This is a genomic window from Skermanella sp. TT6, assembly GCF_016653635.2.
Lineage (GTDB): Bacteria > Pseudomonadota > Alphaproteobacteria > Azospirillales > Azospirillaceae > Skermanella > Skermanella cutis.
Genome location: NZ_CP067420.1, coordinates 828,370 through 854,146, shown reverse-complemented (window position 1 = coordinate 854,146; position 25,777 = coordinate 828,370). Strand labels below are relative to the sequence as shown.

The window sequence follows — 25,777 nt, the reverse complement described above, 5'->3', positions numbered from 1 at the left end:
CGGCAATGGCTCCATCCACCATGTCATGCGGGCACGCCCTCGCCGGCGTCGCGGCGCTCCTGGCCGTCGGCCTGTCATTCCCCGCCGGCGCCGGTTCGTCGTTGACCGACTCCGGCGGGACCGGGCTGCTGCAGGTCCCCAGCGCCCGCATGCTGCCGCCCGAGACGCTGGCGGCGGGCGCGTCCTGGACGCCGCTGTACCGGCACGGCTTCGTCACGCTGCAGGCCCTGCCGGACCTGGAGGTGACGCTCCGGCAGACCACCGGGATCGCGACCCCTGAGCGTCCCGGCGGGCAGTCGGGCGGATTGGACCTTAAGTTCAGGCTGCTTCGCGAGGACGCCGTCCGGCCCGAGGTCTCGATCGGTGCCCGCAGCCTGCTGCAGACCGGCGGACAGGCGGCCCGCTACCTCGTGATGAGCCGGCGGTGGTTCGACACCGACTGGACCCTGGGCGTCGGCTGGGGCCGGTTCGCGCAGGGGAGCCCGTTCGGCACCCGTTTCTCGCCGATCGGCGGGGTCGAGGTCCGGACCCCGGTCGACGGGCTGTCGCTGAAGCTCGACTATACCGGCGACCTGCTGCGGGCCGAGCGGGCGGCCCATCCCGGCCTGTCCCGTCCGTTCCCGGTGAATGTCGGCCTGGCGTGGCGCCCGCTGCCCTGGATCGAAGTCGGCGCCGGGCTCGAGCAGGGCCATTCCGCCATGCTGCTGGGCGCCCTCGTCCTCGACCCCGCCGGGCTGGACCGCCTTTCCTCCGCGGCCCCGCCGGCGAAGGAAGCGCGCCCCGCGCCGGGTGCCCGCCCGGCGAGGACGACGCCGCGCACCGCCGAACGGCGCATCCTGGCGGCGCTCCGGTCCGCCGGGATGGCCGCCCGGGCGGCCAGGATCGACGAAGAGGAAGCGACGGTCTGGCTGGACGAAATTCCCGACGGGCCGCCCGCGCGCACGGCCGGCCGGGCGGCCCGGATCATGGCGGCACGCGCGCCGGCGGAGGTCGAGATGCTGACCGTGGTGCTCGGCCCGGCGGAACTGAACGGGACCGCGGTGTCCATCCTGCGCGCCGACCTGGAGCGCGCCGAGCGCCATGCCGGTTCGCCGGCCGAGATCCGGCGCACGGCGGAACTGGGCCGCGCCGGGAGCATCGACGCCCCGCCGCGGCCGCCGGGCGAACGCTGGGACTTCACGCTGACCCCGCGGCTGGACCTGTCGCCGGCCTTCCGATCCGGGCCGCCGGCCTACCGCGCGACCCTCGACGCCGCGGTGGCGAGCGGGCTGGCGGGCGGGTTCGTCACCGGCGCCGGTCTGCGCTTCAACCTGGGCAGCGACCTGGGCAGCGACCCGGATAGCCGGTCGGCCGGCGGGCGGGACGAGCGGGAGGCCGGCCTGCCGACGGTGCGCGGCGACCTCGCCCGGTACGCCGACGGCGTCGCGGTCACGGCCGACCACCTGTACACCGCGTGGCTGTGGAACCCGGTCTCCGACTGGCACACCCGCCTGTCCGCGGGCCATCTGGACGAGATGTTCGGCGGCTGGGAGGCCGAGGTGCTGTACCGGCCGTTCGGCGCCCGCTGGGCCGCCGGGGCCGACGCCGACCTGGTGGCGAAGCGGGTTCCCGGCAACCTGCTCTATGTCGAGGCCCAGGGCTACGCCTCGGTCCATGCCAGCGTCTATTACGAGAGCCGCGACGGCCTGACCCACGGCGTGCTCAGGGCCGGCCGCTACCTGGCGGGCGACCTCGGGGCGACGCTGGAGCTGAGCCGCGCGTACGAGGGCGGCGTACGCATCGCCGCCTATGCCACGGTCACCGACGCGGGTGCCGGGGCGATGGACCAGGGAATCAGCATCCGCATCCCGCTCGGGCTGCTGCCGGGCCCCCTGTCCGGCTCCGGCCGCGGGCTGGCATCGGAAGTCGCCGTCAGGTCCTTGGGCCGGGACGCCGGCCAGCGGGTCGACCAGCCCCTGCGCCTGTACGACCTGACCGGGCGCTCCGGCGTCGGCCGGATCATGGGGACCTGGAACCGCCTGCTGGATTGAGCCGGCCGGACGGCGGCGCTCCCCGGAGAACCCGCCTATTGCTGGACGGTGACCGCGCCGGTCGCGGGATCGATCACGACGTTGATCCAGACGCCCTCGACGGTCCGCACCTCGGCCGCGTAGTTCTCGCCGATCTTGCGGAAGTTGCGCATCTCCGCGAAGCCCATGCCGCCGAAGCGGTTCAGAAGGCTGGTCTGCACCAGTTCCATCTCGCGCTGGTCCTCGCCCATGCGGTCGGCGACGGACGGACGCCCCTGCTCCAGGCTGAGCTGGGTCCCGGACGAGGCGCCGGAAGAGGGAGCCATCGGAGCCGCCGGCGGAGCCTGGTTGCGGTCGGTGGCGGTCGGCTGCATCTGGCGGTTGGGAGTCGCCGTGACGGCGGGCGCGGACTGCTGGGCCGCCAGCGGTCCGGCGGCGCCGACGATGACGGCGCCGAGCATGACGGCACCGAGCATGACGGGGATCGCCACGACCGGAGCGCGGTTCGTCTTCATGATGGATTCCTCCTCGTTTCTCTTCGACAGGTTCCATGCACCGGGGCGGAGGGCCGGGAAAGGCCCCGGACGCCGCCGGAAATCCCGCTCCCGGATCCCGGCGCGCTAGCCGCCGAGCAGCACCTTGCCGGGACGGCCGGAAGACTCCGCGGCGACGACCGCGTCGCGGATATCGGCCAGATCATAGACGGCGGACACGGGAAGATCGATCTCCCCTTGGGCCAGCAGGCCGAACACCTCGGAGATCACGGCGCGGCGCACATCCTCCGGCGCCGTCCGGGCCCAGTCGGCCAGCCAGAAGCCCCTGATCCGCAAGCTCTTGAAGATCATGTCGGACACCGGGACCGGAATCGGCTCGCCCGACATCAGGCCATAGACCAGCATCGTGCCCCCCGGTGCCAGCGCGCTTGCCGCCGCGGCCCCGACAGCGCCGCCGACCGCCTCGATCGCGCCGTCGGCGCCCCGGCCGCCGGTCAGTTCCAGCACGCGCCCGCGCAGGTCCTCGTCGGCGGTCGAGACGACGGCGTGGGCGCCGAGCGCCATCAGCTCGTCGGCCTGGGCCGCCCGGCGCACGGTGCCGATCACCTTGAAGCCGAGACGCCGGGAAAGCTGGATCACGATGCGCCCCAGGGCCGAGCCGGCCGCCGTCACCAGCACCGTGCCGCCCTGCTTGAGCTTCAGCTCCTCCACCGTCATGAGCCAGGCGGTGACCGGGTTGACGAAGGCCTGCGCCGCGACCCGGTCGGGCATGGCGTCCGGGATCGGGAGGAGCGCCGCCGCCTTGACGCAGGCATATTCCTGCCAGGCCGGGCTCCCCAGCGGCATGACCCGGCTGCCGACCGCCGGGCCGGTCCCTTCCCCGACGCCTTCGCCCAGTTCCTCGACCACCCCGACGCCTTCCATCCCGGCGGTCGCCGGGAGTTGCGGCAACTGGCCGTAGAGGCCGCGGACCTGGAGAAGGTCGGCCGGATTGATCGAGCGCAGCCGGAGGCGCACCAGCGCCTCGCCGGGTCCGGGCCGGGGCTTTTCCCGCTCCTCCAGGAACAGGACGTCGGATGGCTCGCCGAAGCGCTCGTATCGAATACTTCGCATGGCCTGGCTTTCTCTGCTCGAGTGATTTCCAATACGTTAACGACGACGGGCGGAAGCGGTTGCGGGCAGATCCGGAGTACCGCCGCCGTTTCCGCAATTTCGGCGAGTCCTTGCGGGAACACAGCGGCATGGCCGGCGTTAATCAGCCGAATGGGCAGGATTGCCCTGTCCGGGCGGACACTGAGGAGCCCCCACCGATGAGCATCAGCGAGCGTGCAGACATCCACCGGATGGCCACGAAGATCGCCTTGTCGTATGCCCGATCCCACAACGAGACTTTCGACGCCTTCCCGCAGCTTTTCCGCACCGCTTACCACGGGCTGCTTTCCTGCGCAGAACCGCCGCAGGAGGCTGCCGTCCCGGCGCGGAGAGCCTCCGTTCCCAAGGCGGCACCCGTGCGGGCGCCGGTGCCGGCCCGGATGACGCCTCCGGCCAAGCCCAAGGCGGCGGCCAAACCCGCGCCGCAGCGCACCGGCATCAACGGGACCGGCCGCGGTCGGCCGACATGGACGCCGGCCAATGCGCTCGGAAAGGCCGGCACGAGGCGCTGAAAGGAAAATTTTGGACGGCCAAGGGAACGCGCCACCCGCGGTAAATGTTAACCTGGTATAACTTCGGCATTCGGTGGATCAGGGTCGGACGCCCAATAGTTCTCCGACCGGCGAGGATTACAGCGGAAGGTTTCGACCGCGGATCCTCCGGCCTTGATCGGCATGATTGCCGTCGTACCCGGGATGACGGTCTGGATCGGCGCCGCCGGACCGTCGTTACTGCAGTACCCGGCGCCGGGTCCGGACGAAGTGGGGTTCGGACCGTTTCTCTATCCCAATGCCTCTCGATGTTTAGCCTCGCACTGGCAAGGGCGGTGTTCCCCGAAGGGGACGCCGCCCTCTTTCTTGGGCGCGTTCGTCCGAGCCATGGACGCACCCCGTTGTCGCGCGGCATAGTGGCCGCTGGACGGATTGGCGGACCGGGCCGGCGCGCAGGCCGGCCGATCCGCGGGTTTCAGCGATCAGTCAGGTGATGATGAGCGAAAATCAGCCGAACCTCGCCCTGGAAGGCGTGGCGCCGGAGAGAGTCGATTGCGTGGTGATCGGCGCCGGAGTGATCGGGCTGGCGGTGGCCCGCCAGCTGGCCCTGGCCGGCCGGGACGTCGTCCTGCTGGAAGGGTCGGACTGCATCGGCAGCGGCACCAGTTCCCGCAACAGCGAGGTCATCCATGCCGGCCTCTATTACCCCAAGGGCAGCCTGAAGGCGCGGCTCTGCGTCCGGGGCCGCGACGCGCTCTACGCCTATTGCGCCGACCGGGGCGTTCCCCATCGCCGCTGCGGCAAGCTGCTGGTCGCGACCGACGAGGGCCAGCGCGGCAAGCTGGCCGAGATCGACGCCAAGGCCCGGGCCAACGGCGTGACCGACCTGGAATGGCTGGGCGCCGCCGACGTCGCGGCGCTGGAGCCGGCGCTGCGCACCGTCGGCGCCCTGCATTCCCCGTCGAGCGGCATCGTGGACACCCACGGGCTGATGCTGGCCTACCAGGGCGAGCTGGAGGACCATGGTGGCATGGTGGCCTTCAACAGCCCGGTCGCCGGCGGGCGGGTCACCGACGACGGCATCATCATCGAGACGGGCGGACCGGAGCCGTTCCGCCTGATCGCCAACCTGGTGGTCAATTCGGGCGGGCTGTTCGCCCAGGAGATCGCGCGCTCGATCCAGGGCATCCCGGCGGACTCAATCCCGCCGATCCACCTGGCGAAGGGCAACTATTTCTCGCTCGCCCGGCGGGCGCCGTTCAGCCGGCTGATCTATCCCGTGCCGGAGCCCGGCGGCCTGGGCGTCCACCTGACGCTCGACCTGGCCGGACAGGCCCGGTTCGGACCGGACGTCGAGTGGATCGACCGGATCAACTACGACGTGGACATCCGCCGCGCCGACAAGTTCTACGGAGCGATCCGCCGCTACTGGCCGGACTTGCCGGACGACGCGCTCCAGCCCGGCTACGCGGGCATCCGGCCGAAGCTGGTCGCGGCCGGCGTGGCCGACGCCGATTTCATGATCCAGGGACCGCGCCAGCACGGCGTGCCGGGGCTGCTCAACCTCTACGGCATAGAATCGCCCGGCATCACCGCGTCGCTCGCCATCGCGGCGGAGGCGGAAGCGGTCCTGCTGGAGCGCGAGACGGCTCCCCTCCAGGCCTGACCCGACCCGGTCCGCCGGCAGGGCCGCCGTCAGGGCCGCCCCGCTTCGCAAGGTATCGACCGGAGAAGCGGGGCGGCCATCGGCGGGCATCGGGGTGAACCGGATGGGCTCCCCGATAGCCGAAAGTTGCTCTTGGGCGACGAGACGCCCTGTGTTACTTCGAACAGGTCAGTCTTGATCAAATGAAAGTCGCTCGGCAATGCAGGCAATCCGACGAACGTTGATTATTATCGGCCTTTGCTTCAGCTCTATTCCCGCATATGCCGCAACGCCGGATCGTACTGTACTTGCCCTTGAGACCTTGGCCAATTCCGGAAGCACGCGGGCCCAGTTCGAACTGGGCCGGCGGTTCGAGAACGGCATCGGCGTCGCCCTGGATCATGGCCGGGCATTCAGCCTGTACTGCCAGGCGGCGGCGAAGGGGCATCCGATCGCCGCGTACCGGCTCGGCCAGCTCTACCTCGCCGGCAGGGGCGCGCCGCGCGACCAGGCCATGGCGGCCGCCTGGATCCGCCGGGCGATCGAACTCGGCCATATGGAAGCCCGCGAGCTGACCCCGCAGGTCGCGGGCGTCAAGCAGGTCCAGGCGCCGGGCTGCTACGTTCCCGGCGTCCGCGGCGCCGGCCACCTGCCCGCCCCGGCGAAGATCGAGAAGATGGTCCGGTCCATGGCGCCGGGCTACGGCCTCGATCCCGACTTCGTGCTGGCGATCATGCAGATCGAGTCCGGCTACCGCGCCGACGCGGTGTCGCCGCGCAACGCCCAGGGGCTGATGCAGCTGATCCCGGACACGGCCGAGCGCTTCGGGGTCAAGGACCCCTTCGACCCGAAGGAGAATATCCAGGGCGGGATGCGTTACCTGCGCTGGCTGATGGCCTATTTCCGGGGCGACGTGGCGCTGGTCGCCGCCGCCTACAACGCCGGCGAGGGTGCCGTGGAGCGGTACCGCGGCATTCCCCCCTACCGCGAGACCGAGGCCTACGTGAAGCGGCTGAGCGGCGTCTACCCGCGCAAGCGCCATCCCTACGAGCCGAGCATCGCCAAGGCGTCCGGCGTCTTCGCCACCAGCGAGGTGGCGGAACTGGACTGACCCGGTCCGGCCGCGAACGCGGGATTGGGGCGAAACCAAGGTATTTCCCATGCCGGGCGGACAATCCGCGCCGCGGCCCTATGTATCCGATCGTGCCTTCCCGAACCTGGAGCAGATCCGATGCGTGATGGAGCGTCGCCGTGGATGTCCGCCGCGCGCCATGCCGTCCTGGCCGGCGCCCTGTGCCTCGCCGCCGTTCCCGCAGCCGCCGATCCCGCAGCCGAATTCGAGGCCAGCGCGGCACTCCGGGAGGCGGTGACGGAAGAGGGCCTGCTGGGCCATCTCCGCTCGTTCCAGAGGATCGCCGAGGAGAACGGCGGCAACCGGGCCGCCGGAAGGCCCGGACACGAACTCTCCGCCGACCATGTCGCGGCCCTGCTGGAGCAGGCGGGATACACGGTCCGGTTCGAACGGTTCGAGTTCCCCTTCTTCGAGGAGACCGTGCCGCCCGTGCTGGCCGCGCCGGGCTTCGCGGTGGAACGGGACCAGATCCGGACCCTCGCCAATTCCGCCAGCGGCGACGTGACCGCTCCCGTGGTCCCGCCGTCGGGCTCGCCGCTCGCCTGCGAAGCGTCGGACTTCCAGGGCTTCACCCGCGGCGCCGTCGCCCTGGTCCAGCGCGGCACCTGCACCTTCCAGACCAAGGTCGGCCATGCCGCGGCGGCCGGAGCCAAGGGCGTCGTGATCTATAACGAGGGCACGGAAGGGCGCACGGGACCCTTCCGCGGCCAATTGGGCGATCCGGCGCCGGTCCCGGTCGTCGGCGTCCCGGCGGACCTCGGCGCGCGGCTGCGCGAGGTCCGGCCGGAAGTGCGGCTGGCGGTCGAGGCCCGCACCGGCACGCGGTCGAGCCGCAACGTCCTGGCCGACGGGCCGGAGGGGACCACCGGGAACACCGTGCTGGTCGGCGCCCATCTGGACAGCGTGCCGGAAGGGCCGGGCATCAACGATAACGGCAGCGGCTCCGCGGTCGTGCTGGAGACCGCGCTCCGCATGGCCGAACTGGGCGGCGGCGAGCGGCCGGCCAACCGGGTCCGGTTCGCCTTCTGGGGCGCCGAGGAGGTCGGGCTGGTCGGCTCCCGCCACCATCTGCAATCCCTGCCGGAGGAGGAACGCGGCAGGCTGGCCGCCGTGCTCAATTTCGACATGGTGGGCTCGCCCAACTCCGCCCGCCTGGTCTATGACGGCCCGGCGGCGATCGGGCGGGTCTTCCGGGACTATTTCGACTCCGCCGGGCTGGAAGCCGGGTCCACCCCCATGCGCGGCGGATCGGACCATGCGCCCTTCGCCCGGGCGGGCATCCCGACCGGCGGGCTCTATACCGGCGCGGGGGAGATCAAGTCGGAGGAGTCGGCCGCCCGGTTCGGCGGAACCGCCGGGCAGCCGTACGACCCCTGCTACCACCAAGCCTGCGACGACCTGACCAACATAGACGCCGCCATGCTCCACCAGATGGCGGACGCCGCGGCCCATGCCGTGCTCACGCTGGCCCGCGATCCCGAGGCCGGGAAGGACCGCGAGCCCTCGTGAGCGGCACGGTTTCCTTGATCGGTTCATCGCAGGTCGGCGTCGGCGCAGGGTGTCGGCGTTCGCCCTTGCGGGCGAAGGCCGACCTGCGACACTCCGGCGTGCGGGCCGGTCAGGACACCCGGCGCGGCATCAGCACGGTGTAGTCCAGGTCGAGCACGACGGACGGGTCCGTCTTCCCGTCCGCCCCGGTGCCGGGGAAGTCGGCGCAGGACCGGTCCTTGACGGCGACGGTGCGCAGGCGAAGCACCCCGATGTCGTGGCGGCCCGGCAGCTCGTGCTTCTCCAGCACCTCGCTCCAGGCATAGATGGTGTCGCCGGCGAAGGTCGGGGCGACGTGGCGCCCGCCGTTGATCGCGGCGACGCGCACCGCGTTGGCCAGCCCGTTGAAGCTGAGGGCGCGGGCGATGCTGATGACGTGGCCGCCATAGATCAGCCGCCGGCCGAACCGCCCGTCCTTCTCGGTGTGCTGGTTGAAATGGACGCGCGCGGTGTTCTGGTAGAGGCGGGTCGCCATGGCATGCTCCGCCTCCTCGATCGTCATGCCGTCCACATGGTCGATCCGCTCGCCCTCCTCGTAGTCGTCCCACAGGTGGGGAGAGCCCGCCGCGACCGTGTCGTAGACCGCGAAGCCGGCGCCGGTCGGCACGATCAGGTCGTGGACCGCGACGGCGTCCGGCAGCTCGGGCACCACCGGGTCGGGCGCCGGGGCGGAGTCGTCGCGCTTGCGGACCATCACCCAGCGGCAATAGTCCAGCACCATCTCGTCCCGCTGGTTGACGCCGACCGAGCGGACATAGACCGTGCCGGTCTTGCCGTTGGAGTTCTCCTTCAGGCCGATCACCTGGGAGACCGAGGACAGGGTGTCGCCGGGATAGACCGGCTCGCCGAAGCGGCAGGCGGCGTAGCCCAGGTTGGCGACCGCGTTCAGCGAGACGTCGGGCACGGTCTTGCCGAAGACCACGTGGAAGGCCAGCACGTCGTCGATGGTCGCCCCCTCGAACCCGAGGTCCTGGGCGAAGGTGTCGGCCGAATGCAGGGCGAAGCGGGAACCGGTGAGCGCCACGTAGAGCGCCATGTCGCCTTCGGTCACCGTGCGCGGCGTGGCGTGGACGATCTCCTGGCCCAGGCGGAAATCTTCGAAATAATTGCCGGGATTGGTCTTGGTCATGGCCTTGGCTCTCTCCTGACGCGGAAATCGGGATGGGGGTGTCAGGCGGCGTCGCCGTCCATGGCCTCGATCGCCTCGGCCAGCGCCACGAGGCGGCGGGCGTTCTCGACGTGCAGGTTCTCCACCAGCTTGCCGTCCACCAGCACCACGCCCTTCCCCTCGGCCACGGCGGCCTGGAAGGCGTCGATGATGCGGCGGGACCAAGCCACCTCCCCGGCGGACGGGCCGAACACCGCGTTGGCGGCGGCCAGGGTCTTGGGGTGGATCAGGGTCTTGCCGTCGAAGCCCAGCTCCAGCCCCTGGCGGCAGCTCGCCTCGAACCCCTCGTCGTCGTTCAGGTCGAGATAGACGCCGTCCAGGATGGCGAGGTTGTAGGCCCGCGCCGCCAGCAGGCACAGGCCCAGGCTGGTGATCATCGGCAGGCGGTCGCGCGTGTGGGCGGCGTGCAGGTCCTTGGCGAGGTCGGAGGTGCCCATGACCAGCCCGCCCAGCCGGGGGGAGGCGCCGGCGATCTCCTTGACGTTCAGCATCGCCAGCGGCGTCTCCATCATGCACCAGATCCGCTGGTCGGCGGGAGCGCCGGAGGCCGCCAGCACCTGTTCCGCCTGGCGGACCATGTCGGCCGATTCCACCTTCGGCAGCAGCACCGCGTCGGCGCCCGAGGTGGCGGCGAACACCAGGTCCTCGTAGCCCCAGGGCGTGTTGAGCCCGTTGGTCCGGACGATCAGTTCGCGCCTTCCGTAGCCGCCGCCCCGGATCGCGTCGCCGATCTGGGTCCGGGCCTGCGCCTTGGCATCGGGAGCGACCGCGTCCTCCAGGTCGAGGATCAGCCCGTCGGCCTGCAGGGTCTTGCCCTTCTCCATGGCGCGCGGGTTGGACCCCGGCATGTAGAGGACGCTGCGACGGGGGCGGACAGTCATTGCCATGGGTGGTCTCCCGAAGAATCCTGCTTGCTTCGGCCGGGACCTTACAGCGCGGGTGCGGCAAAGGGCAATCGGCGACATGGGCGCAGGTGCAGCACAATGACGCGCCGCGCTTAGGTGGTGGAATTTTTAGCCTAATGCCTCCAAAATTTGATATCATATCGTAACTTCCATCGTTCAATCGCCGGAGGCCCGGAAGGTGGCGCCTCTTCCGGACCCCCGGCGGACCGTCCAAGAATGTCCACTCCCGCAGGCCATACCGTCGAGACCATCAGCGTCCTGCTCGTCGAGGACCAGCCGGGCGACGCCGATCTGGTGACCCGGGCGCTCGGCGGCCGGCGCGGCCAGTTCGCCGTGACCTGGGTCGAAACGCTGGCGCACGCGCTGACGCTGCTCGCGGAGACGCGCTACGACGTCGTGCTGCTCGACCTGTCGCTGCCGGACAGCCAGGGCTTCCCGACCATCGGCGCCGTGCGCCACGCCGCCCCCACCCTGCCCCTGATCGTCCTGACCGGGCTGAGCGACAACGCCATGGCGCTGGCCGCCGTCGAGGCCGGCGCCCAGGACTTCCTGGTCAAGGGCGAGTTCGAGGACGCCATGATCGAGCGCGCGGTGCGGCACGCGATCGCGCGCGGCCAGTTGGAGGAGCGGCTGCGCCGGTCGGAGGCCCGGCTGAAGAACATCCTGGACCTCGCCCACGACGCCGTGGTGTCGGTCGATGCCGGCCAGCGCATCGTCCTGTTCAATCCGGCGGCGGAGCGGATGTTCGGCTACCGGAGCGACGAGATCCTGGGCGAGCCGCTGTCGCGGCTGGTTCCCGAACAGTCGCGCGACCGGCATTCCGCCCATTTCGCGGATTTCCTGCGCAACGCCGTGACCGCGCAGGTGATGGCCGACCGGCCGGAGGTGAGCGGTCGGCGCCGCGACGGCACCGGCTTTCCGGTCGAGATCTCGCTGTCCCGGTCCGAGGGGCCGGAAGGGCCGATCTTCACCGCCATGATCCGGGACATCACCGGGCGCAAGCGCACCGAGGCGGAGCTGACGCTGCTGGCCACCACCGACCCGCTGACCGGCATCGCCAACCGGCGCCACCTGCTGGACTGCGCCGAGCGCGAGCTGGCGCGGCTGCGCCGGTCCGGCGCCCCGTTCAGCCTGATCATGCTGGACGTGGACCATTTCAAGCGGATCAACGACACCCACGGGCACGCGGTCGGCGACCAGGCGCTGATCCTGCTGGCCTCCGCCCTCCGGCAGGCGATCCGCGGGAACGACCTGGCCGGCCGCATGGGCGGCGAGGAGTTCGCCATCCTGCTGCCCGAGGCAAGCGAGGACGAGGCCCTGGCGGTGGCGGAGCGGGTCCGCCGCCACGTCGCCGGGCTGCGCCTGCCGGTCCGGTCCGCCGCCGGCGCTTCCGAAGCGGAGATCCGCTTCACCGCCAGCCTGGGCGTGGCGGAATGCCGGCGCGACGACGCCCGGATCGAGCAGCCGCTCGCGCGGGCCGACCAGGCGCTGTACCGGGCCAAGGAAGCGGGGCGGAACCGCGTCATGCGGGCTGGTGCGGCACGCGGGCTTGTGGCACCGTTGGCGGTATCGTGAAATCGACGGTGCCATGAAACAGATCCTCAGCATCCAATCCCACGTCGCCTTCGGCTATGTCGGCAACCGGGCGGCCGTGTTCCCGCTCCAGCGCCTCGGGTTCGACGCGATGGCGGTCAATACGGTCCAGTTCTCCAACCACACCGGCTACGGATCCTGGACCGGCCAGGTCTTCACGCCCGGGCACATCGCGGACGTGATCGACGGCATCGGCCAGCGCGGCGGCCTGGACCGCTGCGGCGCCGTGCTGTCCGGCTACATGGGCGGGGCGGCCCTGGGCCAGGTGATCGTCGAGACGGTCCGCCGCGTCCGGGCCGGCAATCCCCGGGCGGTCTATTGCTGCGACCCGGTGATGGGCGACGTCGGGCGCGGCTTCTTCGTCGGCGAGGACATCCGGACCTTCATGCAGGCCCATGCCGTGCCGGCCGCCGACATCATCACCCCCAACCAGTTCGAGCTGGAGTTCCTGACCGGGCGGGAGGTCCGCTCGATGGAGGACGCCCTGGCCGCGGCGGCCGCGGCCCGCGCGCTGGGGCCGAAGCTGGTGCTGCTGACCAGCCTGACCCGGTCCGAGGCGGCCCATGACACCATCGAGATGCTGCTGGACACGCCGGACGGCGCCTATGTGGTGGCGACGCCCCGCCTGCCGCTGGACCCGCCGCCCAACGGGGCGGGCGACTGCGTGGCCGCGGTGTTCCTGGCGAAATACCTGGAGACCGGCGACCCGGCGGCGGCGCTGGGGCATGCGGCGGCGGCGATCTACGGCGTTTTCGCCGCGACCCTGAAGGCCGGGACGCGGGAGCTTCAGCTGATCGCCGCCCAGGACGAGCTGGTGCGTCCGGGGCGGCTCTTCGACGTCGCGAAGGTGCGGTAGGGGAAGGGAGTTCTTGCCACAGATCACGGCGATGGACAGGGATGATCGATGGGCGGAGCTCTCCAGGCAAGCCTTTCTTCGTCGTGCCATCTTCCGCGGGCTTGACCCGCGGATGACGAACCGGAAGAGAAAACGATCGTTAGTAACGTTCCCAATGGTTGATCAGCAATCGCCGTGCCGGACAGCCGTGGATCAAGTCCGGCCATGACGAATTGGGAACGATTCCGCCGGGCTGCCGCCTCTTCCCGGAGATGATCGGCCGTCATCCGTGGCGAAAATTCTTCCGTTACTTCCGCAGATAGTTGCCTGCCAGGAGTTCCGCGATCTGCACCGCGTTGAGGGCGGCGCCCTTGCGCAGGTTGTCGGCGACGATCCAGAGGTTCAGGCCGTTCTCGACCGAGAAGTCTTCCCGGATGCGCGAGACGAAGACGGGGTCGTCGCCGGCGCATTCCACCGGCGTGACGAAGCCCTCGTCGGCGCGGTGGTCGATCACGGTGATGCCGGGGGCTTCGCGCAGCGCCTCGGTCGCCTCCTCCGCCGTGATCGGCCGTTCGAACTCGACGTTGACGGACTCGGCGTGGCCGATGAAGACCGGCACCCGCACGCAGGTGGCGGTGACGGTGATGCGGGGGTCGAGGATCTTCTTGGTCTCGACCATCATCTTCCACTCCTCCCGGGTGGTGCCGTCCTCCATGAAGCTGTCGATGTGGGGAATGACGTTGAAGGCGATCTGCTTGTCGAACTTGCGCTTCTCGACCGGGTCGTTGACGTAGATGGCGCGGGTCTGGTTGAACAGCTCGTCCATGCCGTCCCGGCCCGCCCCCGAGACCGACTGGTAGGTCGAGACCACGATGCGCTTGATGCGGGCGAGGTCGTGCAGCGGCTTCAACGCCACCACCATCTGGATGGTCGAGCAGTTGGGATTGGCGACGATGTTGCGCTTGGTATAGCCGGCCAGGGCCTCGGGATTGACCTCCGGCACGACCAGGGGCACGTCCGGCTCCATCCGGAAATGGGACGTGTTGTCGATCACGACGCAGCCGGCGGCGGCGGCCTTGGGCGCGTACTGGGCGGACACCTTGCCGCCGGGCGACGAGAGCGCGATGTCCCAGCCCCGGAAGTCGAACCGGGCGAGGTCCTGGACGTCCAGGATATCCTTCTCGCCGAAGGAGACCTGGGTGCCGATGGAGTTTTCCGACGCGAGGGCGGCGACGGCGTCCACCGGGAAATTGCGCTCCGCCAGGGTGGTCAACATCTCGCGCCCGACATTGCCGGTGGCGCCGATGACCGCGACCTTGTAGCCCATGATGCGTTCCTGTTTCTTTTCTGGGTATCGGGCCGGGCGCGCCTTCGGGGACGGCGCCCGTGACTATCCGTCAAGGGTACTTGACTTATGCCCCGCGCCGCCCGTTTGCAAGGACGGGGGTGATTCGACATGATGGGTCCCCGGAGGACGCTGCCCCTGGAGGACGGACATGGCGCGCGACTATTCGACATATCGCGAGTTCTGGCCCCATTATCTGGCCGAGCACAGCCGGCCGGGCACCCGGGCCTTCCACTTCGCCGGCACCGCGCTGGCGCTGGTCCTGCTGGGGGCCGCCGCCGCGACCGGCAACGGCTGGCTGGTCCTGGCGGCCGTCGTCTCCGGCTACGCCTTCGCCTGGATCAGCCACATGGCGATCGAGCGGAACCGGCCGGCGACGTTCACCTATCCGCTCTGGTCTTTGGCGAGCGATTTCCGCATGTTCTACCTGTTCGTGACGGGACGGCTGGATGCCGAGCTGCGCCGTCATGCGGATCAGCACTCCAGACGGGAGCCGGCGTGAGCACCAATCTCTTGCGCGACACGATCGCCCTGGCGATCAAGGACGCGGACAAGTCGTTCTTCAACGAGGACTACGTGAAGCAGGCGACGGCGGTGATCATCGCGCTGCGCAAGGCCGGGTTCGAGATCGTGCCGACCAAGGCCTCGGACGGGCTGGTGGATTTCGCCTGCGACAACCTGCCCTTCGGCCGGCTGAAGCAGCAGGACTTCATCAAGGAACTGTATGTGCTGCTGGTGGAGAACAGCCGGAAATTCCCGTGAGGGAGATGGGGGAGCCCCCGGTTTTGGCCGCGTGTGTCAGCCCAGAACCGCCTTCCCACCGCCCAGATGCTCGACAACCTCGCATGCCAGACCTTCCCATGTCAGGAACCGTCGTTCTGGCGACGGAGGTTTGCTTTTTCGACGATCGCCTGCCGGAGCCCGGGAACCGGGGTTGCCCCCGGTTCCCTCGCCTGCACCGGCGCAGGACGCCCCGATCAGTTCTTGGTCTTGTCCACCAGCTTGTTGGCGGAGATCCAGGGCATCATGGCGCGCAGCTTCTCGCCGACTTCCTCGATCTGGTGCTCGGCGTTGCGGCGGCGCATGGCCTTGAAGCTGGGCTGGCCGACCTTGCACTCCTGGATCCAGTCGCGGGTGAAGCGGCCGGACTGGATGTCGTCCAGGATGCGCTTCATCTCGGCCTTGGTCTCCGGCGTCACGACGCGCGGGCCGCGGGTGTAGTCGCCGTACTCGGCCGTGTTGCTGATCGAGTAGCGCATGTTGGCCATGCCGCCCTCGTAGATCAGGTCGACGATCAGCTTGACCTCGTGCAGGCACTCGAAATAGGCCATCTCGGGCGCGTAGCCGGCTTCCACCAGCGTCTCGAAGCCGGCCTGGATCAGCGCGGTCAGGCCGCCGCACAGCACGGCCTGCTCGCCGAACAGGTCGGTCTCGCACTCTTCCTTGAAGGTCGTCTCGATCACGCCGGCGCGGCCGCCGCCGTTGGCCGAGGCGTAGGACAGCGCCAGTTCCAGCGCGTTGCCCGAGGCGTTCTGGTGGACCGCCACCAGCGAGGGCACGCCGCCGCCGCGCACATATTCGCTGCGGACGGTGTGCCCGGGACCCTTCGGCGCGATCATGAACACGTCGATGTCGGCGCGCGGCTCGATCAGGTTGAAGTGGATGTTCAGGCCGTGGGCGAAGGCCAGGGCGGCGCCTTCCTTCATGTTCGGCGCGAGATGGTCGCGGTACAGGTCGGCCTGGAGTTCGTCGGGGGTCAGCACCATGATCACGTCGGCGACCTTGGCGGCCTCGGCCGGGGTCATGACGGTGAAGCCGGCGGCCTCGGCCTTGGCGCCGCTGGGGCTGCCCGGGCGGGCGCCGACGATCACGTCCTTTACGCCGCTGTCGCGCAGATTGTTGGCATGGGCGTGGCCCTGGCTGCCGTAGCCGACGATGCAGACCTTCTTGCCCTTGATCAGGTTGACGTCGGCATCACGATCGTAATAGACGCGCATGGTGGATGTTCCTCGGTTTTCGCTACAGTCGGTTAATTCCGGGCACAATAGGCCGGGTTTGGGGCTGGGGGAAGTTCCGCGCTTTCGTAGTTACAGGCTGGCGGCGCCTTTGGAGATGGCGGCGGCGCCGGTCCGGCTGACATCGACCAGCCCGAGCTGACGCATCAGACCGATGAAGTCGTCCAGTTCGGCCGCCGTGCCCGTCATTTCGAACACGAAGGAGTTGAGCGTGGCATCGACCACGCGGGCCTTGAAGATGTCGGCGATGCGCAGGCTCTCGATGCGCCGATCGCCGGTGCCCGCCACCTTGATCAGCGCCAGCTCGCGCTCGATGAAGGGGCCTTCGTCGGTCAGGTCGCGCACCCGGTGGACCGGAACCAGCCGGTCGAGCTGGTTCTTGATCTGCTCGATGATCATGCGGGTGCCGCTGGTCACGATGGTGATGCGAGAGACCTGCTGCTCGGCATCCACCTCGGCGACGGTCAGGCTTTCGATATTGTAGCCCCGGCCGGAGAACAGGCCGATGACGCGGGCGAGCACACCCGGCTCGTTATCGACCAGGACGGAGATGGTGTGCTTTTCGATGTTGGGTTCCACGGGACGGGCTCCAGGAGGAATGGCATGGGGACGGCTTGGCATCGGCGCATGGCGACCGGCCCCGCGCCGTCGCGGGACCGGTCTTTCGACCGCGGAAAGCGGCGCCTTATACCAGGACCATGCCTTCCTCGGGAGTGCTGTCCCGCTGCATGCTCTCGCCCTGCTGGTCCGCCGGACCCAGCAGGATCTCGTTGTGGGCGCGGCCGCCGGGGATCATGGGGAAGCAGTTTTCCTTCTGGTCCACGCACATGTCGACGATCACCGGGCGGCGGATGTCGATCATCTCCTGAAGCACGGAATCGACCTCCGACACCTTGGTGGCGCGCAGTCCGACGCCGCCGAAGGCTTCAGCCAGCTTGACGAAGTCGGGCAGGGCCTCGCTGTAGCTCTCGGAATAGCGGCTGCCGTGCAGCAGCTCCTGCCACTGGCGGACCATGCCCATGTACTGGTTGTTCAGGATCAGCACCTTGATCGGCAGCCGGTACTGCACGGCGGTCGCCATCTCCTGCATGTTCATCATGAAGGACGCCTCGCCGGAGACGTCCACCACCAGCGCGTCGGGGTGGGCGATCTGGGTGCCGATGGCGGCCGGCAGGCCGTAGCCCATGGTGCCCAGCCCGCCCGAGGTCATCCAGCGGTTCGGCTCCTCGAAGGGGATGAACTGGGCGGCCCACATCTGGTGCTGGCCGACCTCGGTCGTGATGTAGGTGTCGCGGTTCCGGGTCAGCTCGCGCAGCCGCTCAAGGGCGTATTGCGGCTTGATCACCGGGTCGGTGTGGATGTAGCGCAGGCAGTCGCGGCCCCGCCACTCGGCGATCTGGGCCCACCACTGCTTCAGCGCCTCCTTGTCCGGACGCTTCTGCCGCGCCTTCCAGATGCGGATCATGTCTTCCAGCACATGGGCGCAGTCGCCGACGATCGGCACGTCCACCCGGACGTTCTTGTTGATCGAGCTGGGATCGATGTCGACGTGGATCTTCTTGCTGCCGGGCGAGAACTCCGACAGCTTGCCGGTCACGCGGTCGTCGAACCGCGCGCCGATATTGATCATCACGTCGCACCCGTGCATCGCCAGGTTGGCCTCGTAGGTGCCGTGCATGCCCAGCATGCCCAGGAACTGCGGGTCAGACGCCGGATAGGCGCCCAGACCCATCAGGGTGTTGGTGCAGGGATAGCCCGTCATGCGGACGAACTGGGTCAGCAGCTTGGACGCCAGCGGGCCGGAATTGATCACGCCGCCGCCGGTGTAGAAGATCGGCCGCTTGGCGTTGGCGATCAGCTCGACCGCCTCCTCGACGCGGGCGATCTCCGGCTTGACCTGCGGGCGGTAGGTCTTGTGCCTGACCTCGTTCGGCGGCACGTACGGGCCGTCGGCGAACTGCACGTCCTTGGGGATGTCGATCACGACCGGGCCGGGCCGGCCGCTCTTCGCGACCCAGAAGGCCTCGTGCATGGTCCGCGCCAGGTTGGCGACGTCCTTGACCAGGTAATTGTGCTTGGTGCAGGGCCGGGTGATGCCGGTCGTGTCGGCTTCCTGGAAGGCGTCGTTGCCGATCAGGTGGGTCGGCACCTGGCCGCTCAGGCACACGATCGGAATGCTGTCCATCAGCGCGTCGGTCAGGCCGGTGACCGCGTTGGTGGCGCCGGGGCCGGACGTTACGAGAACGACGCCGACCTTGCCGGTCGAGCGCGCATAACCTTCCGCCGCATGGACAGCCGCCTGTTCGTGACGCACCAGGATGTGGCGCAGGTCGTTCTGCTTGAACAGGGCGTCATAGATCGGAAGTACCGCGCCGCCGGGATAGCCGAAAATGACGTCTACGCCCTGGTCCTTCAGGGACTTGATGACGATCTCCGCACCGGTCAGCTTGTTCTCGGACATCTTTGACTACCTTCGTATGTAGCGCACCCGCGCGCACCGCGGATGCCTCGTCTCCGTCTATGAAAATCCCGTTGTTTCTCAGGAAATTCAGCAAGTTGGCACTTCGGCCCGGGGCAGTGCCGAGGGCCGGGAAGCCGCAACCTAATCAAAACATTTTCCAGGGTCAACCCATTTTGCGAATTATGTTGCGAACCGTTTGTTGCATGCTTTCCGAATCTTGCGCATTAATCACATGGCTGCCATGCGCCGGGCCGAGCTGGTGGCGGAACCAGGTGCCCTGCCGTTTGGCATAGCGCCGCGTCGAGGTCTTGGCGGCGGCGACCGCCTCCTCCAGCCCGGCCTCGCCGCGCAGATAGGCCGAAAGCTCGGGCACGCCCAGCGCCTTCAGGGCCGGCAGGCCGGGGGCGAGGTCCAGCTCCAGCAGCGCGCGGACCTCGTCCAGCGCGCCGTGCTCCATCATGACGTCGAAGCGCCGGTCGCAGGCGGCGTACAGCGCATCGCGCGGCGGATCGACCACGAACGGCACGAAGCGCAGGCCGGGCGGCGGGCCGGCCGCCGGGTCGGACTGCCAGTCGGTGATCGACCGGCCGGTCGCCTCCAGCACCTCCAGCGCGCGGCCCAGGCGCTGGCCGTCGCCCGGTTTCAGGCGGGCCGCCGTGGCGGGGTCGCGTTCGGCCAGCAGCGCGTGCAGGCCGGCGGCGCCCAGCGCCTCCCGCCGCTCCCGCACGGAGGCGCGGACCGCCTCGGGGATCGGCGGGATGTCGGCCAGCCCGTCCATCAGGGCCCGGATATAGAGGCCGGTGCCGCCGACCACGATCGGCAACCGGCCGGAGCCGCGGGCCTCGGCGATCTCCGCCAGGGCCAGCGCCCGCCAGCGCGCCGCCGAGCAGCGCTCCGACGCCGGCAGCGCGCCGTAGAGCCGGTGCGGCGCCCGCGCCTCGTCCTCCGCGGTCGGCCGGGCGGTCAGGACCGGCAGCTCGGCGTAGATCTGCATGCTGTCGGCATTGACGACGGTACCGCCGAATTCCTCGGCCAGATCGAGCGCCAGCGCGGATTTGCCGCTGGCGGTAGGTCCGCCGACGACGATTACGGGTTTATCGGGCATGGACAACGCTTGGTGAGACATTTCATAAAGGCGGCCGACCCTCGCCCGCGGATGCTTCCATGAACAATGTCCTGACCCTGATCGCCGATCCCGCCGCCGCCGACCTGGACGATAGCACGGTCGGCGCCGCGCGCGCCGCCCTGAAGGACCTGGGGGCCGAAACCGGCGCCCCGGACTGGCTCGCTCCCGGCGTCGCCTGCGACATCCCGTTCGACGGGCTCAACTGCGACCAGGCCGACGCGGCGCTCCACACCGCCTTGCCCGGGCGCCCGGTGGACCTGATCACCCAGCCGGCCGAGGGCCGCCGCAAGCGGCTGCTGGTCGCCGACATGGAGTCCACCATCATCCGGCAGGAGATGCTGGACGAGCTGGCCGAGCTGGTCGGGCTCAAGGACCTGATCGCCGGGATCACCTGGCGCGCGATGAACGGCGAGATCGACTTCAAGGACGCGCTGCGCGAGCGGGTGGCGCTCCTCAAGGACCTGCCGGTGGAGGCGCTGGAGCAGGTCTACGGCCGGGTCGAGCTGATGCCGGGCGCGCTGGCGCTGGTCGCGACCATGAAGGCGAACGGCGCCTACTGTACCCTGGTGTCCGGCGGCTTCAAGTTCTTCACCGAGCGGGTGCGCGCCGAGGTCGGGTTCGACGAGGACCAGGCCAACGATTTCGAGATCGCGGACGGACGGCTGAGCGGCCGGGCGGTCGAGCCGATCCTGGACAAGGACGCCAAGGTGGCCGCCCTGATCCGGGTCGCCGGCGCCCACCGGATCCCGCTCCGGGAATCCATCGCGGTGGGCGACGGCGCCAACGACCTGCCGATGCTCCAGGCCGCCGGGCTGGGCGTCGCGTTCCACGCCAAGCCGGCGGTGGCGGCCCAGGCGCGGGCGCGGGTGGAGCGCTCCGACCTGACCGCGCTGCTCTACGCCCAGGGCTATCGCGCCGAGGAGATCCAGGCGCCCCGCCGGACCTCCTGAGACCCGGCGCTTTCCGTCACGCCGACTTCCGCTCCGCGTCCGCGGCATCCGGAGCGGCGGACGGCTCGGCCGGCTGCGGGGGCTGAGCGTCCGCCGTTTGGGCGTCCGCCGTTTGGGCGTCCGCCGGAGAAGCCGCCTCTGGCTCCGCCGCGGCGGGCATCATGGCGGCGGCCGCGGCGGTCGTCGCGGCGGCGACCGCCGCCACCGCGGCGGCGCTGGTCGCCAGGTTGCCCGGGGCGCCGTCCGCCGCCGGAGCCGGGGCAGGCGCCGCCGGGGCGATGTCCGAACCCGCCGGTGCCGTGCCGCGGACGGGAGCCGTCGCCGCGTCGGCCTTCTGCCTGAACAGGGACTCGACGGTGTCCACCAGCCGCTGCAGGATCGTGTAGACCAGCGTCGCCGAGAAGCCGCCGAGCAGGGCCAGCAGCGGCTTGCTGAAAGTGGCAGCCGCCGAGCCCGAGGTGATCGCTCCGGTCGTCTGGTCGACCTCCGGCCCGATCGGGATCATCTGGGACAGGACGAGCCCGGCGATCACGCCGAGCCCGATGCGGATCCAGTAGGACGACTCGAAGTGCGGGTCATAGGTGCCGGCCCCGATATAGGAATGGGCGGTGAACAGGGCATGGAAGCAGCCGCCCATGGCCGCGGCGCTCATCAGGAAGGCCAGGACCAGAAGGCTGTCCAATCCGCTCATCGAGTAGATGTCGGAGGCGAGGTTCTTGACGCTGACCGCGTCGGACAGGCTGGTCAGCACGAACATCAGGGTGAACAGCGCGGTGCCGGCCACCAGCCGCCGGATCGCCGGCAGGGGACCGAGGCACGACATGAAGCTGTTCCGTGCCCGGTCGATTTGGAGCAGGTAGATCGTCCGCGGCGACGCCGGCGCCACCACCTTGGCCAGTTGGGCGTGCAGGGCGGCGAGCGTCGCGGCCGGGACGCCGCCCACGGTCGCTGCGGTCTCGATCGTGTCCAGCCGCTGCATCAGCGGCTCCGGGATGGCCAGCCCGGTGCTCAGCGCATGCCGGGCCATGGCGTCGCATTCCAGGGCGATCCGCTGTGTCAGGGTGACCTCGCTCCACTCCGCTTCGGGCGAGCCGTTGGCGGCCGCCAGTTGGGCTAATCTGTTGACCGATATGTCCGTCACGGAGTATCTCCCAGGAAATGGCAACCGAAAGAATATGCGATACCAGTCGAAATATAAATAAATGTGTTAATCCATTCTGAAGCGCCATCATGACGTGTAGCAGGACCGCGGCGGGTCGCAACCGCCCGCCGATGTTCTTGCTTTGTTTGCTCGCACGCCCTATTATCGCCCCGTCATCACAGCCCGGCGTGCTTTCCCATGGCGACCGTCATCATCACGGAAAAATCCAGTCAGGCCAAAGACCTGCGCGCCGCGCTGGGCGACCGGTTCGGCCGCATCCTGCCGGCGGAGGGGCACCTGCTGCGGCTGGCCGAGCCGGACGAGGTCAATCCCGCCTGGAAGCGCTGGTCCTCGGCCCTGCTCAAGCCCGACGGGCTGTACCCGACTCGGCCGGACCCGAACGGCAACAAGCCGGCCAAGTTCCAGGCCATCGCGTCGGCCCTCAAGGCGTGCGACCGGGTGATCCTGGCGACCGACTGCGACCGCGAGGGCCAGCTGATCGGGCAGGAGATCCTGGAGCATGTCGGGTTCCGCGGGCCGGTGCTGCGCGCCATCTTCACCGCGCAGGACCCAAAGACGATCCGCGACGCCTTCGACCGGCTGAAGCCCAACGCGGAGCTGCGGCCCGTCTACGAGGCGGCGGTCGCGCGCCAGCAGGCCGACCAGATCTTCAACCTGTCCCTGACGCGCACCGCAACCACGACCCTGCTGGCCCCGGGCGTCAAGGGCGTCATCGGGATCGGCCGGGTCAAGACGCCGACCCTGGCGATCGTCTGCCTGCGCGAGCTGGAGATCCTGGACTTCAAGCCGGAGGATTATTTCGAGGTCACGGCCACCGCGACGGTGGAGGCCGGCACCTTCCTGATGCGCCACGCCCCGCCGCCCAAGGACCGGATCAAGGACCGCGCCCGGGCGGAGGCGATCGCCGCCGCCGCCGAAGGCTGCCGGGGCCCCCTGGCGGTGACGGTGGAGGAGAAGCGGCAGGGTCCCCCCCGCCTGTTCGACCTGCCCGCGCTCCAGAAGACCTGCGGCCAGCGCTGGGGCTGGAACGCCGACAAGACCCTGGCGGTCGCCCAGGAGCTTTACGACGGCGACGGCAAGAAGCTGATCACCTACCCCCGCGCCGAGGCCCGCTACCTGTCGGAGAACCAGATCGCCGACGTTCCGGCGATCGTCGGCGCGCTGACCGCGCTGCGGGGCTTCGCCCACCTGGACATCTCGCGCCCGGTGATCCGCAAGGGCAAGTCCGGCCATTTCCACGACAAGTCGCTGGAAGGCGTGTCGCACCACGCGATCGTCCCCAACGTCAACGTCCTGAACGACCTGGAGCCCCGGCTGGCCCGGCTGAGCGACGACGAGAAGCGCCTGTTCGCGCTGATCTGCCGCTCCTACCTGGCGATCGTGATGCCGGACTACGAGTACCGCCAGACCACCATCACGATGCCGGTGCCGATGCCGCCGGGCAAGCCGGTGGAGTTCCGCACCATCGGCCGCGTGCCGATCCGGCTGGGCTGGAAGCAGGTCTTCGGCGGCACCGAGCCGGGCGCCCCCGCCGAGCCCGAGAACGAACAGACCCTTCCCTCCGTCAATGACGGCGACCCCGCCACCCTGTCCGACGCCAAGGTGGAGGCCAAGCGGACCCAGCCGCCGCCCCGCTACAACGAGGGCACCCTGATCGACGCCATGCAGAACGCCTGGCGCTTCGTCGAGGACCCGGCGCTGCGCGACCGGCTGAAGGAAGCCAAGGGCATCGGCACGCCGGCGACCCGCGCCGAGGTGATCAAGGGGCTGAAGCGGCAGAACATGCTGGCGACCGACGGCAAGCTGGTGGTGCCGACGCCGGCCGGCCTCCACCTGTTCGAGCTGCTGCGGACCTCCGCGCCCGTGCTGGTCGATCCCGGCACCACCGCCGTCTGGGAGATGCGGCTGGACGAGATCGTGACCGGCCGGGCCGAGTTCCGCCACGTCATCGACGGCATCGCGACCGAGGCCGAACGCCTGATCGGCGCCCTCCGGTCCCGCCGGGGCACCGCCCTGGACCTGGGCGCCCCGGCCCCTCCCGTCCGCAAGGCCCCGTCCAGGCGCCGCGCCGCCGCACCCGGAACCGCACGCAAGCGAAAGTCCGCGGCGGCGCCTGCCGATGGCGAGGCTCCTGCGGCGCCGAAACGCCGCCGGGCCGCCACGCCGCGCAAGGTCGCGCCCAAGCCGTCCGGCAATCCGCCGACCGAGAAGATGCTGGCCTTCGCCAACAGCCTCGCCACCCGCAAGGGCGTCCCGCTGCCGCCGGAGGTGAGCACCGACTTCGACGCCTGCCGCAAGTTCCTGGACGCGCACGCCAAGGCCTCACCCTGACGCCCGGAGGGTGCGCGTCCCGCGCACCATGGGCGGCGTGACGCCGCCCCTCCCCGGAAACGACGGCGGCGGACGCCTCAGATCGTCAGCGTTCCCGCCTTGGCGGCGGCGTAGCGCTCGCCGACCTTGGCCCAGTTCACCGTGTTCCACCACGCCTTCAGGTAGTCGGCCCGGCGGTTCTGATAGGTCAGGTAATAGGCGTGCTCCCACACGTCGTTGCCCATCAGCACCCGCTTGCCGTCCATCAGGGGCGTGTCCTGGTTCGGCCGGCTGTCCAGCGCCAGCTTGCCCTGGCGGTCCACCGTCACGAACACCCAGCCGGACCCGAACACCCGCGCCCCGGCGCCGTTGAACAGCTCCTTCATGGACTCCAGGCCGCCCAGGTCGCGGTCGATCGCCGCCTTCAGCTCGCCCTCCGGAGCTTCGCCGCCCGGCCCCATGATCTGCCAGAACATGGTGTGGTTGGCGTGCCCGCCGCCATTGTTCCGGATCGCCGTCCGCACCGCCTCGGGCATCTCGCCCAGCTTCGCCAGGATGTTCTGGAGCGGCATCTCCGCGACCCTGGAATGGTCCTTCACCGCCGTGTTCAGGTTGTTGACATAGGCCGCGTGATGGCGCCCATGGTGGATCTCCATGGTCTTCGCATCGATGTGCGGCTCCAGCGCCGACGGCGCATAGCCCAGCGGATCCAGCTTGAACGGCCCCGTCGGCGCCTGGGCCCACGCCCGGCCCACCGCTCCGCCCGCCAGCGTGACCATCGAGACGGCCCCCGCAGCCGCAAGAAATCCGCGGCGCCCCATCATCAGCATCGCTCGTGCCCTCCCTGAAGAAACCATCGGCCGACGGCGCACGCCGTTGCCACCCTCAGCCTAGATGGGCGCCGGGCATTTTCTCTTCGAGGCTGATCGGAGCGCACTTTCGATCAGTCTCCAACAGATCGCCGGGTCAGGTCACCGCCTCGAACGTCGCATAAAGCTTCCGCGCCCGCTCCACCACCTCCCACGTCCCCACGAACCCCGCCGGCATCACGAAGGCGTCCCCCGCCTTGAAGGTCCGCTCGCCGCCCGCCTCGTCGCGCACCACGACCACGCCGGACAGCAGGTGGCAGAATTCGTTCTCGGTGAAGTTCACCCGCCACACGCCGGGGGCGCCCTCCCAGACGCCGGCCGAGAACTGGCCGGTCGCATCGGTGAAATGGTTCCACGCCACCTGGTCGGGAGATCCTGCAAGGATGCGCTCCTCGTCCGGGCGGATGACATATTCCTCGGACGGGGTCTCCCCGATCACGGCGAGGTCGGAGACGCGTTTCGACATGAAATTTCCTTTTTCCGGGGGCGCCGCGCATCGGATGCTCCGAAATGCGCGGGCTGTATTGCATTAAAGTCTAGTCCCTTGAGACGCTAAGGGGCAGGGGC

General features: G+C 69.7%; 23 protein-coding genes. 11 read left to right on the top strand and 12 right to left on the bottom strand.

What is annotated here, in order from left to right; translation table 11 throughout:
* Positions 1 to 5: 5 nt before the first annotated feature.
* Positions 6 to 2,030 (top strand): YjbH domain-containing protein, encoded by a 2,025-nt coding sequence (locus IGS68_RS03975; protein WP_201077505.1) that lies wholly within the window; start codon positions 6 to 8, stop codon positions 2,028 to 2,030.
* 35 nt (positions 2,031 to 2,065) lie between these two features.
* Here IGS68_RS03975 and IGS68_RS03970 read toward each other — a convergent pair whose 3' ends face one another.
* Positions 2,066 to 2,524, bottom strand: a complete 459-nt coding sequence (locus tag IGS68_RS03970; RefSeq protein WP_201077504.1) for a hypothetical protein — start codon at positions 2,522 to 2,524, stop codon at positions 2,066 to 2,068.
* Between the two features lie 105 nt (positions 2,525 to 2,629).
* The gene (locus tag IGS68_RS03965) at positions 2,630 to 3,616 is read right to left on the bottom strand and encodes a zinc-dependent alcohol dehydrogenase family protein (protein WP_201077502.1); all 987 of its coding nucleotides are present in this window, start codon (positions 3,614 to 3,616) and stop codon (positions 2,630 to 2,632) included.
* Positions 3,617 to 3,813: 197 nt separating this feature from the next.
* On the opposite strand from IGS68_RS03965, the gene IGS68_RS03960 reads away from it, so the two are divergent.
* From IGS68_RS03960 to IGS68_RS03945, 4 genes are all read left to right on the top strand, one after another.
* Positions 3,814 to 4,167, top strand: coding sequence for a hypothetical protein (locus IGS68_RS03960; protein ID WP_201077500.1), 354 nt, complete (start codon positions 3,814 to 3,816; stop codon positions 4,165 to 4,167).
* Between the two features lie 472 nt (positions 4,168 to 4,639).
* On the top strand, positions 4,640 to 5,812 hold the full coding sequence (locus tag IGS68_RS03955; RefSeq protein ID WP_247881165.1) for an NAD(P)/FAD-dependent oxidoreductase: 1,173 nt from the start codon (positions 4,640 to 4,642) through the stop codon (positions 5,810 to 5,812).
* A 301-nt stretch (positions 5,813 to 6,113) separates the two neighbouring features.
* Entirely contained in the window at positions 6,114 to 6,902 is a 789-nt protein-coding gene (locus IGS68_RS03950) for a transglycosylase SLT domain-containing protein (protein WP_247881164.1), read from the top strand.
* A gap of 144 nt (positions 6,903 to 7,046) precedes the next feature.
* Positions 7,047 to 8,432, top strand: a complete 1,386-nt coding sequence (locus tag IGS68_RS03945; RefSeq protein ID WP_201077496.1) for a M28 family peptidase — start codon at positions 7,047 to 7,049, stop codon at positions 8,430 to 8,432.
* A 109-nt stretch (positions 8,433 to 8,541) separates the two neighbouring features.
* Here the strand turns inward: IGS68_RS03945 and IGS68_RS03940 are convergent, their stop codons facing one another.
* Both IGS68_RS03940 and IGS68_RS03935 read right to left on the bottom strand, forming a co-directional pair.
* Positions 8,542 to 9,600 carry a MaoC family dehydratase gene (locus tag IGS68_RS03940; RefSeq protein WP_201077495.1) on the bottom strand — a complete coding sequence of 353 codons (1,059 nt, stop codon included), beginning with the start codon at positions 9,598 to 9,600 and terminating at the stop codon, positions 8,542 to 8,544.
* Positions 9,601 to 9,641: 41 nt separating this feature from the next.
* Complete coding sequence (locus IGS68_RS03935; RefSeq protein ID WP_201077493.1) at positions 9,642 to 10,526, bottom strand: HpcH/HpaI aldolase/citrate lyase family protein; 885 nt, start codon at positions 10,524 to 10,526, stop codon at positions 9,642 to 9,644.
* A 234-nt stretch (positions 10,527 to 10,760) separates the two neighbouring features.
* On the opposite strand from IGS68_RS03935, the gene IGS68_RS03930 reads away from it, so the two are divergent.
* On the top strand, positions 10,761 to 12,119 hold the full coding sequence (locus IGS68_RS03930; protein WP_201077491.1) for a GGDEF domain-containing protein: 1,359 nt from the start codon (positions 10,761 to 10,763) through the stop codon (positions 12,117 to 12,119).
* Between the two features lie 13 nt (positions 12,120 to 12,132).
* Positions 12,133 to 12,993, top strand: a complete 861-nt coding sequence (pdxY, locus tag IGS68_RS03925) for a pyridoxal kinase PdxY (protein WP_201077489.1) — start codon at positions 12,133 to 12,135, stop codon at positions 12,991 to 12,993.
* Positions 12,994 to 13,279: 286 nt separating this feature from the next.
* On the opposite strand, the gene IGS68_RS03920 is transcribed toward pdxY, so the two are convergent.
* Positions 13,280 to 14,299, bottom strand: a complete 1,020-nt coding sequence (locus IGS68_RS03920; RefSeq protein WP_201077487.1) for an aspartate-semialdehyde dehydrogenase — start codon at positions 14,297 to 14,299, stop codon at positions 13,280 to 13,282.
* Positions 14,300 to 14,468: 169 nt separating this feature from the next.
* On the opposite strand from IGS68_RS03920, the gene IGS68_RS03915 reads away from it, so the two are divergent.
* Positions 14,469 to 14,819 (top strand): Mpo1-like protein, encoded by a 351-nt coding sequence (locus tag IGS68_RS03915; protein ID WP_201077484.1) that lies wholly within the window; start codon positions 14,469 to 14,471, stop codon positions 14,817 to 14,819.
* A complete protein-coding gene (locus tag IGS68_RS03910; RefSeq protein WP_201077482.1) occupies positions 14,816 to 15,079 on the top strand; it encodes a hypothetical protein in 264 nt (87 codons plus the stop codon). The genes IGS68_RS03915 and IGS68_RS03910 overlap by 4 nt, the downstream gene beginning before the upstream one ends.
* Before the next feature lie 215 nt (positions 15,080 to 15,294).
* On the opposite strand, the gene ilvC is transcribed toward IGS68_RS03910, so the two are convergent.
* The 4 genes from ilvC to miaA form a co-directional block, all read right to left on the bottom strand.
* A complete protein-coding gene (gene ilvC, locus IGS68_RS03905; protein WP_201077480.1) occupies positions 15,295 to 16,314 on the bottom strand; it encodes a ketol-acid reductoisomerase in 1,020 nt (339 codons plus the stop codon).
* Between the two features lie 90 nt (positions 16,315 to 16,404).
* Positions 16,405 to 16,953, bottom strand: a complete 549-nt coding sequence (ilvN, locus tag IGS68_RS03900; RefSeq protein WP_201077478.1) for an acetolactate synthase small subunit — start codon at positions 16,951 to 16,953, stop codon at positions 16,405 to 16,407.
* A 64-nt stretch (positions 16,954 to 17,017) separates the two neighbouring features.
* A complete protein-coding gene (locus IGS68_RS03895; protein ID WP_201077471.1) occupies positions 17,018 to 18,793 on the bottom strand; it encodes an acetolactate synthase 3 large subunit in 1,776 nt (591 codons plus the stop codon).
* A 163-nt stretch (positions 18,794 to 18,956) separates the two neighbouring features.
* Positions 18,957 to 19,898, bottom strand: coding sequence for a tRNA (adenosine(37)-N6)-dimethylallyltransferase MiaA (gene miaA, locus IGS68_RS03890; RefSeq protein ID WP_201077469.1), 942 nt, complete (start codon positions 19,896 to 19,898; stop codon positions 18,957 to 18,959).
* Between the two features lie 59 nt (positions 19,899 to 19,957).
* Between miaA and serB the strand changes: the two genes are divergently transcribed.
* On the top strand, positions 19,958 to 20,869 hold the full coding sequence (gene serB, locus IGS68_RS03885; protein WP_201077467.1) for a phosphoserine phosphatase SerB: 912 nt from the start codon (positions 19,958 to 19,960) through the stop codon (positions 20,867 to 20,869).
* A 16-nt stretch (positions 20,870 to 20,885) separates the two neighbouring features.
* Here the strand turns inward: serB and IGS68_RS03880 are convergent, their stop codons facing one another.
* The gene (locus IGS68_RS03880) at positions 20,886 to 22,010 is read right to left on the bottom strand and encodes a hypothetical protein (protein WP_201077465.1); all 1,125 of its coding nucleotides are present in this window, start codon (positions 22,008 to 22,010) and stop codon (positions 20,886 to 20,888) included.
* Between the two features lie 198 nt (positions 22,011 to 22,208).
* On the opposite strand from IGS68_RS03880, the gene IGS68_RS03875 reads away from it, so the two are divergent.
* Entirely contained in the window at positions 22,209 to 24,362 is a 2,154-nt protein-coding gene (locus tag IGS68_RS03875) for a DNA topoisomerase (protein ID WP_201077463.1), read from the top strand.
* 77 nt (positions 24,363 to 24,439) lie between these two features.
* On the opposite strand, the gene IGS68_RS03870 is transcribed toward IGS68_RS03875, so the two are convergent.
* Positions 24,440 to 25,171 carry a superoxide dismutase gene (locus tag IGS68_RS03870; protein ID WP_305800083.1) on the bottom strand — a complete coding sequence of 244 codons (732 nt, stop codon included), beginning with the start codon at positions 25,169 to 25,171 and terminating at the stop codon, positions 24,440 to 24,442.
* Positions 25,172 to 25,307: 136 nt separating this feature from the next.
* The gene (locus tag IGS68_RS03865; RefSeq protein WP_201077459.1) at positions 25,308 to 25,676 is read right to left on the bottom strand and encodes a cupin domain-containing protein; all 369 of its coding nucleotides are present in this window, start codon (positions 25,674 to 25,676) and stop codon (positions 25,308 to 25,310) included.
* Positions 25,677 to 25,777 lie beyond the last annotated feature (101 nt).

Bases quoted from the DNA above. Each gene is read 5' to 3' on its own strand.
- IGS68_RS03975 (WP_201077505.1), top strand. From the start codon at position 6: ATGGCTCCATCCACCATGTCATGCGGGCACGCCCTCGCCGGCGTCGCG.
- IGS68_RS03970 (WP_201077504.1), bottom strand. From the start codon at position 2,524: ATGAAGACGAACCGCGCTCCGGTCGTGGCGATCCCCGTCATGCTCGGT.
- IGS68_RS03965 (WP_201077502.1), bottom strand. From the start codon at position 3,616: ATGCGAAGTATTCGATACGAGCGCTTCGGCGAGCCATCCGACGTCCTG.
- IGS68_RS03960 (WP_201077500.1), top strand. From the start codon at position 3,814: ATGAGCATCAGCGAGCGTGCAGACATCCACCGGATGGCCACGAAGATC.
- IGS68_RS03955 (WP_247881165.1), top strand. From the start codon at position 4,640: ATGATGAGCGAAAATCAGCCGAACCTCGCCCTGGAAGGCGTGGCGCCG.
- IGS68_RS03945 (WP_201077496.1), top strand. From the start codon at position 7,047: ATGTCCGCCGCGCGCCATGCCGTCCTGGCCGGCGCCCTGTGCCTCGCC.
- IGS68_RS03940 (WP_201077495.1), bottom strand. From the start codon at position 9,600: ATGACCAAGACCAATCCCGGCAATTATTTCGAAGATTTCCGCCTGGGC.
- IGS68_RS03935 (WP_201077493.1), bottom strand. From the start codon at position 10,526: ATGGCAATGACTGTCCGCCCCCGTCGCAGCGTCCTCTACATGCCGGGG.
- IGS68_RS03930 (WP_201077491.1), top strand. From the start codon at position 10,761: ATGTCCACTCCCGCAGGCCATACCGTCGAGACCATCAGCGTCCTGCTC.
- pdxY (WP_201077489.1), top strand. From the start codon at position 12,133: ATGAAACAGATCCTCAGCATCCAATCCCACGTCGCCTTCGGCTATGTC.
- IGS68_RS03920 (WP_201077487.1), bottom strand. From the start codon at position 14,299: ATGGGCTACAAGGTCGCGGTCATCGGCGCCACCGGCAATGTCGGGCGC.
- IGS68_RS03915 (WP_201077484.1), top strand. From the start codon at position 14,469: ATGGCGCGCGACTATTCGACATATCGCGAGTTCTGGCCCCATTATCTG.
- ilvC (WP_201077480.1), bottom strand. From the start codon at position 16,314: ATGCGCGTCTATTACGATCGTGATGCCGACGTCAACCTGATCAAGGGC.
- ilvN (WP_201077478.1), bottom strand. From the start codon at position 16,953: ATGCCAAGCCGTCCCCATGCCATTCCTCCTGGAGCCCGTCCCGTGGAA.
- IGS68_RS03895 (WP_201077471.1), bottom strand. From the start codon at position 18,793: ATGTCCGAGAACAAGCTGACCGGTGCGGAGATCGTCATCAAGTCCCTG.
- miaA (WP_201077469.1), bottom strand. From the start codon at position 19,898: ATGCCCGATAAACCCGTAATCGTCGTCGGCGGACCTACCGCCAGCGGC.
- serB (WP_201077467.1), top strand. From the start codon at position 19,958: ATGAACAATGTCCTGACCCTGATCGCCGATCCCGCCGCCGCCGACCTG.
- IGS68_RS03875 (WP_201077463.1), top strand. From the start codon at position 22,209: ATGGCGACCGTCATCATCACGGAAAAATCCAGTCAGGCCAAAGACCTG.
- IGS68_RS03870 (WP_305800083.1), bottom strand. From the start codon at position 25,171: ATGCTGATGATGGGGCGCCGCGGATTTCTTGCGGCTGCGGGGGCCGTC.
- IGS68_RS03865 (WP_201077459.1), bottom strand. From the start codon at position 25,676: ATGTCGAAACGCGTCTCCGACCTCGCCGTGATCGGGGAGACCCCGTCC.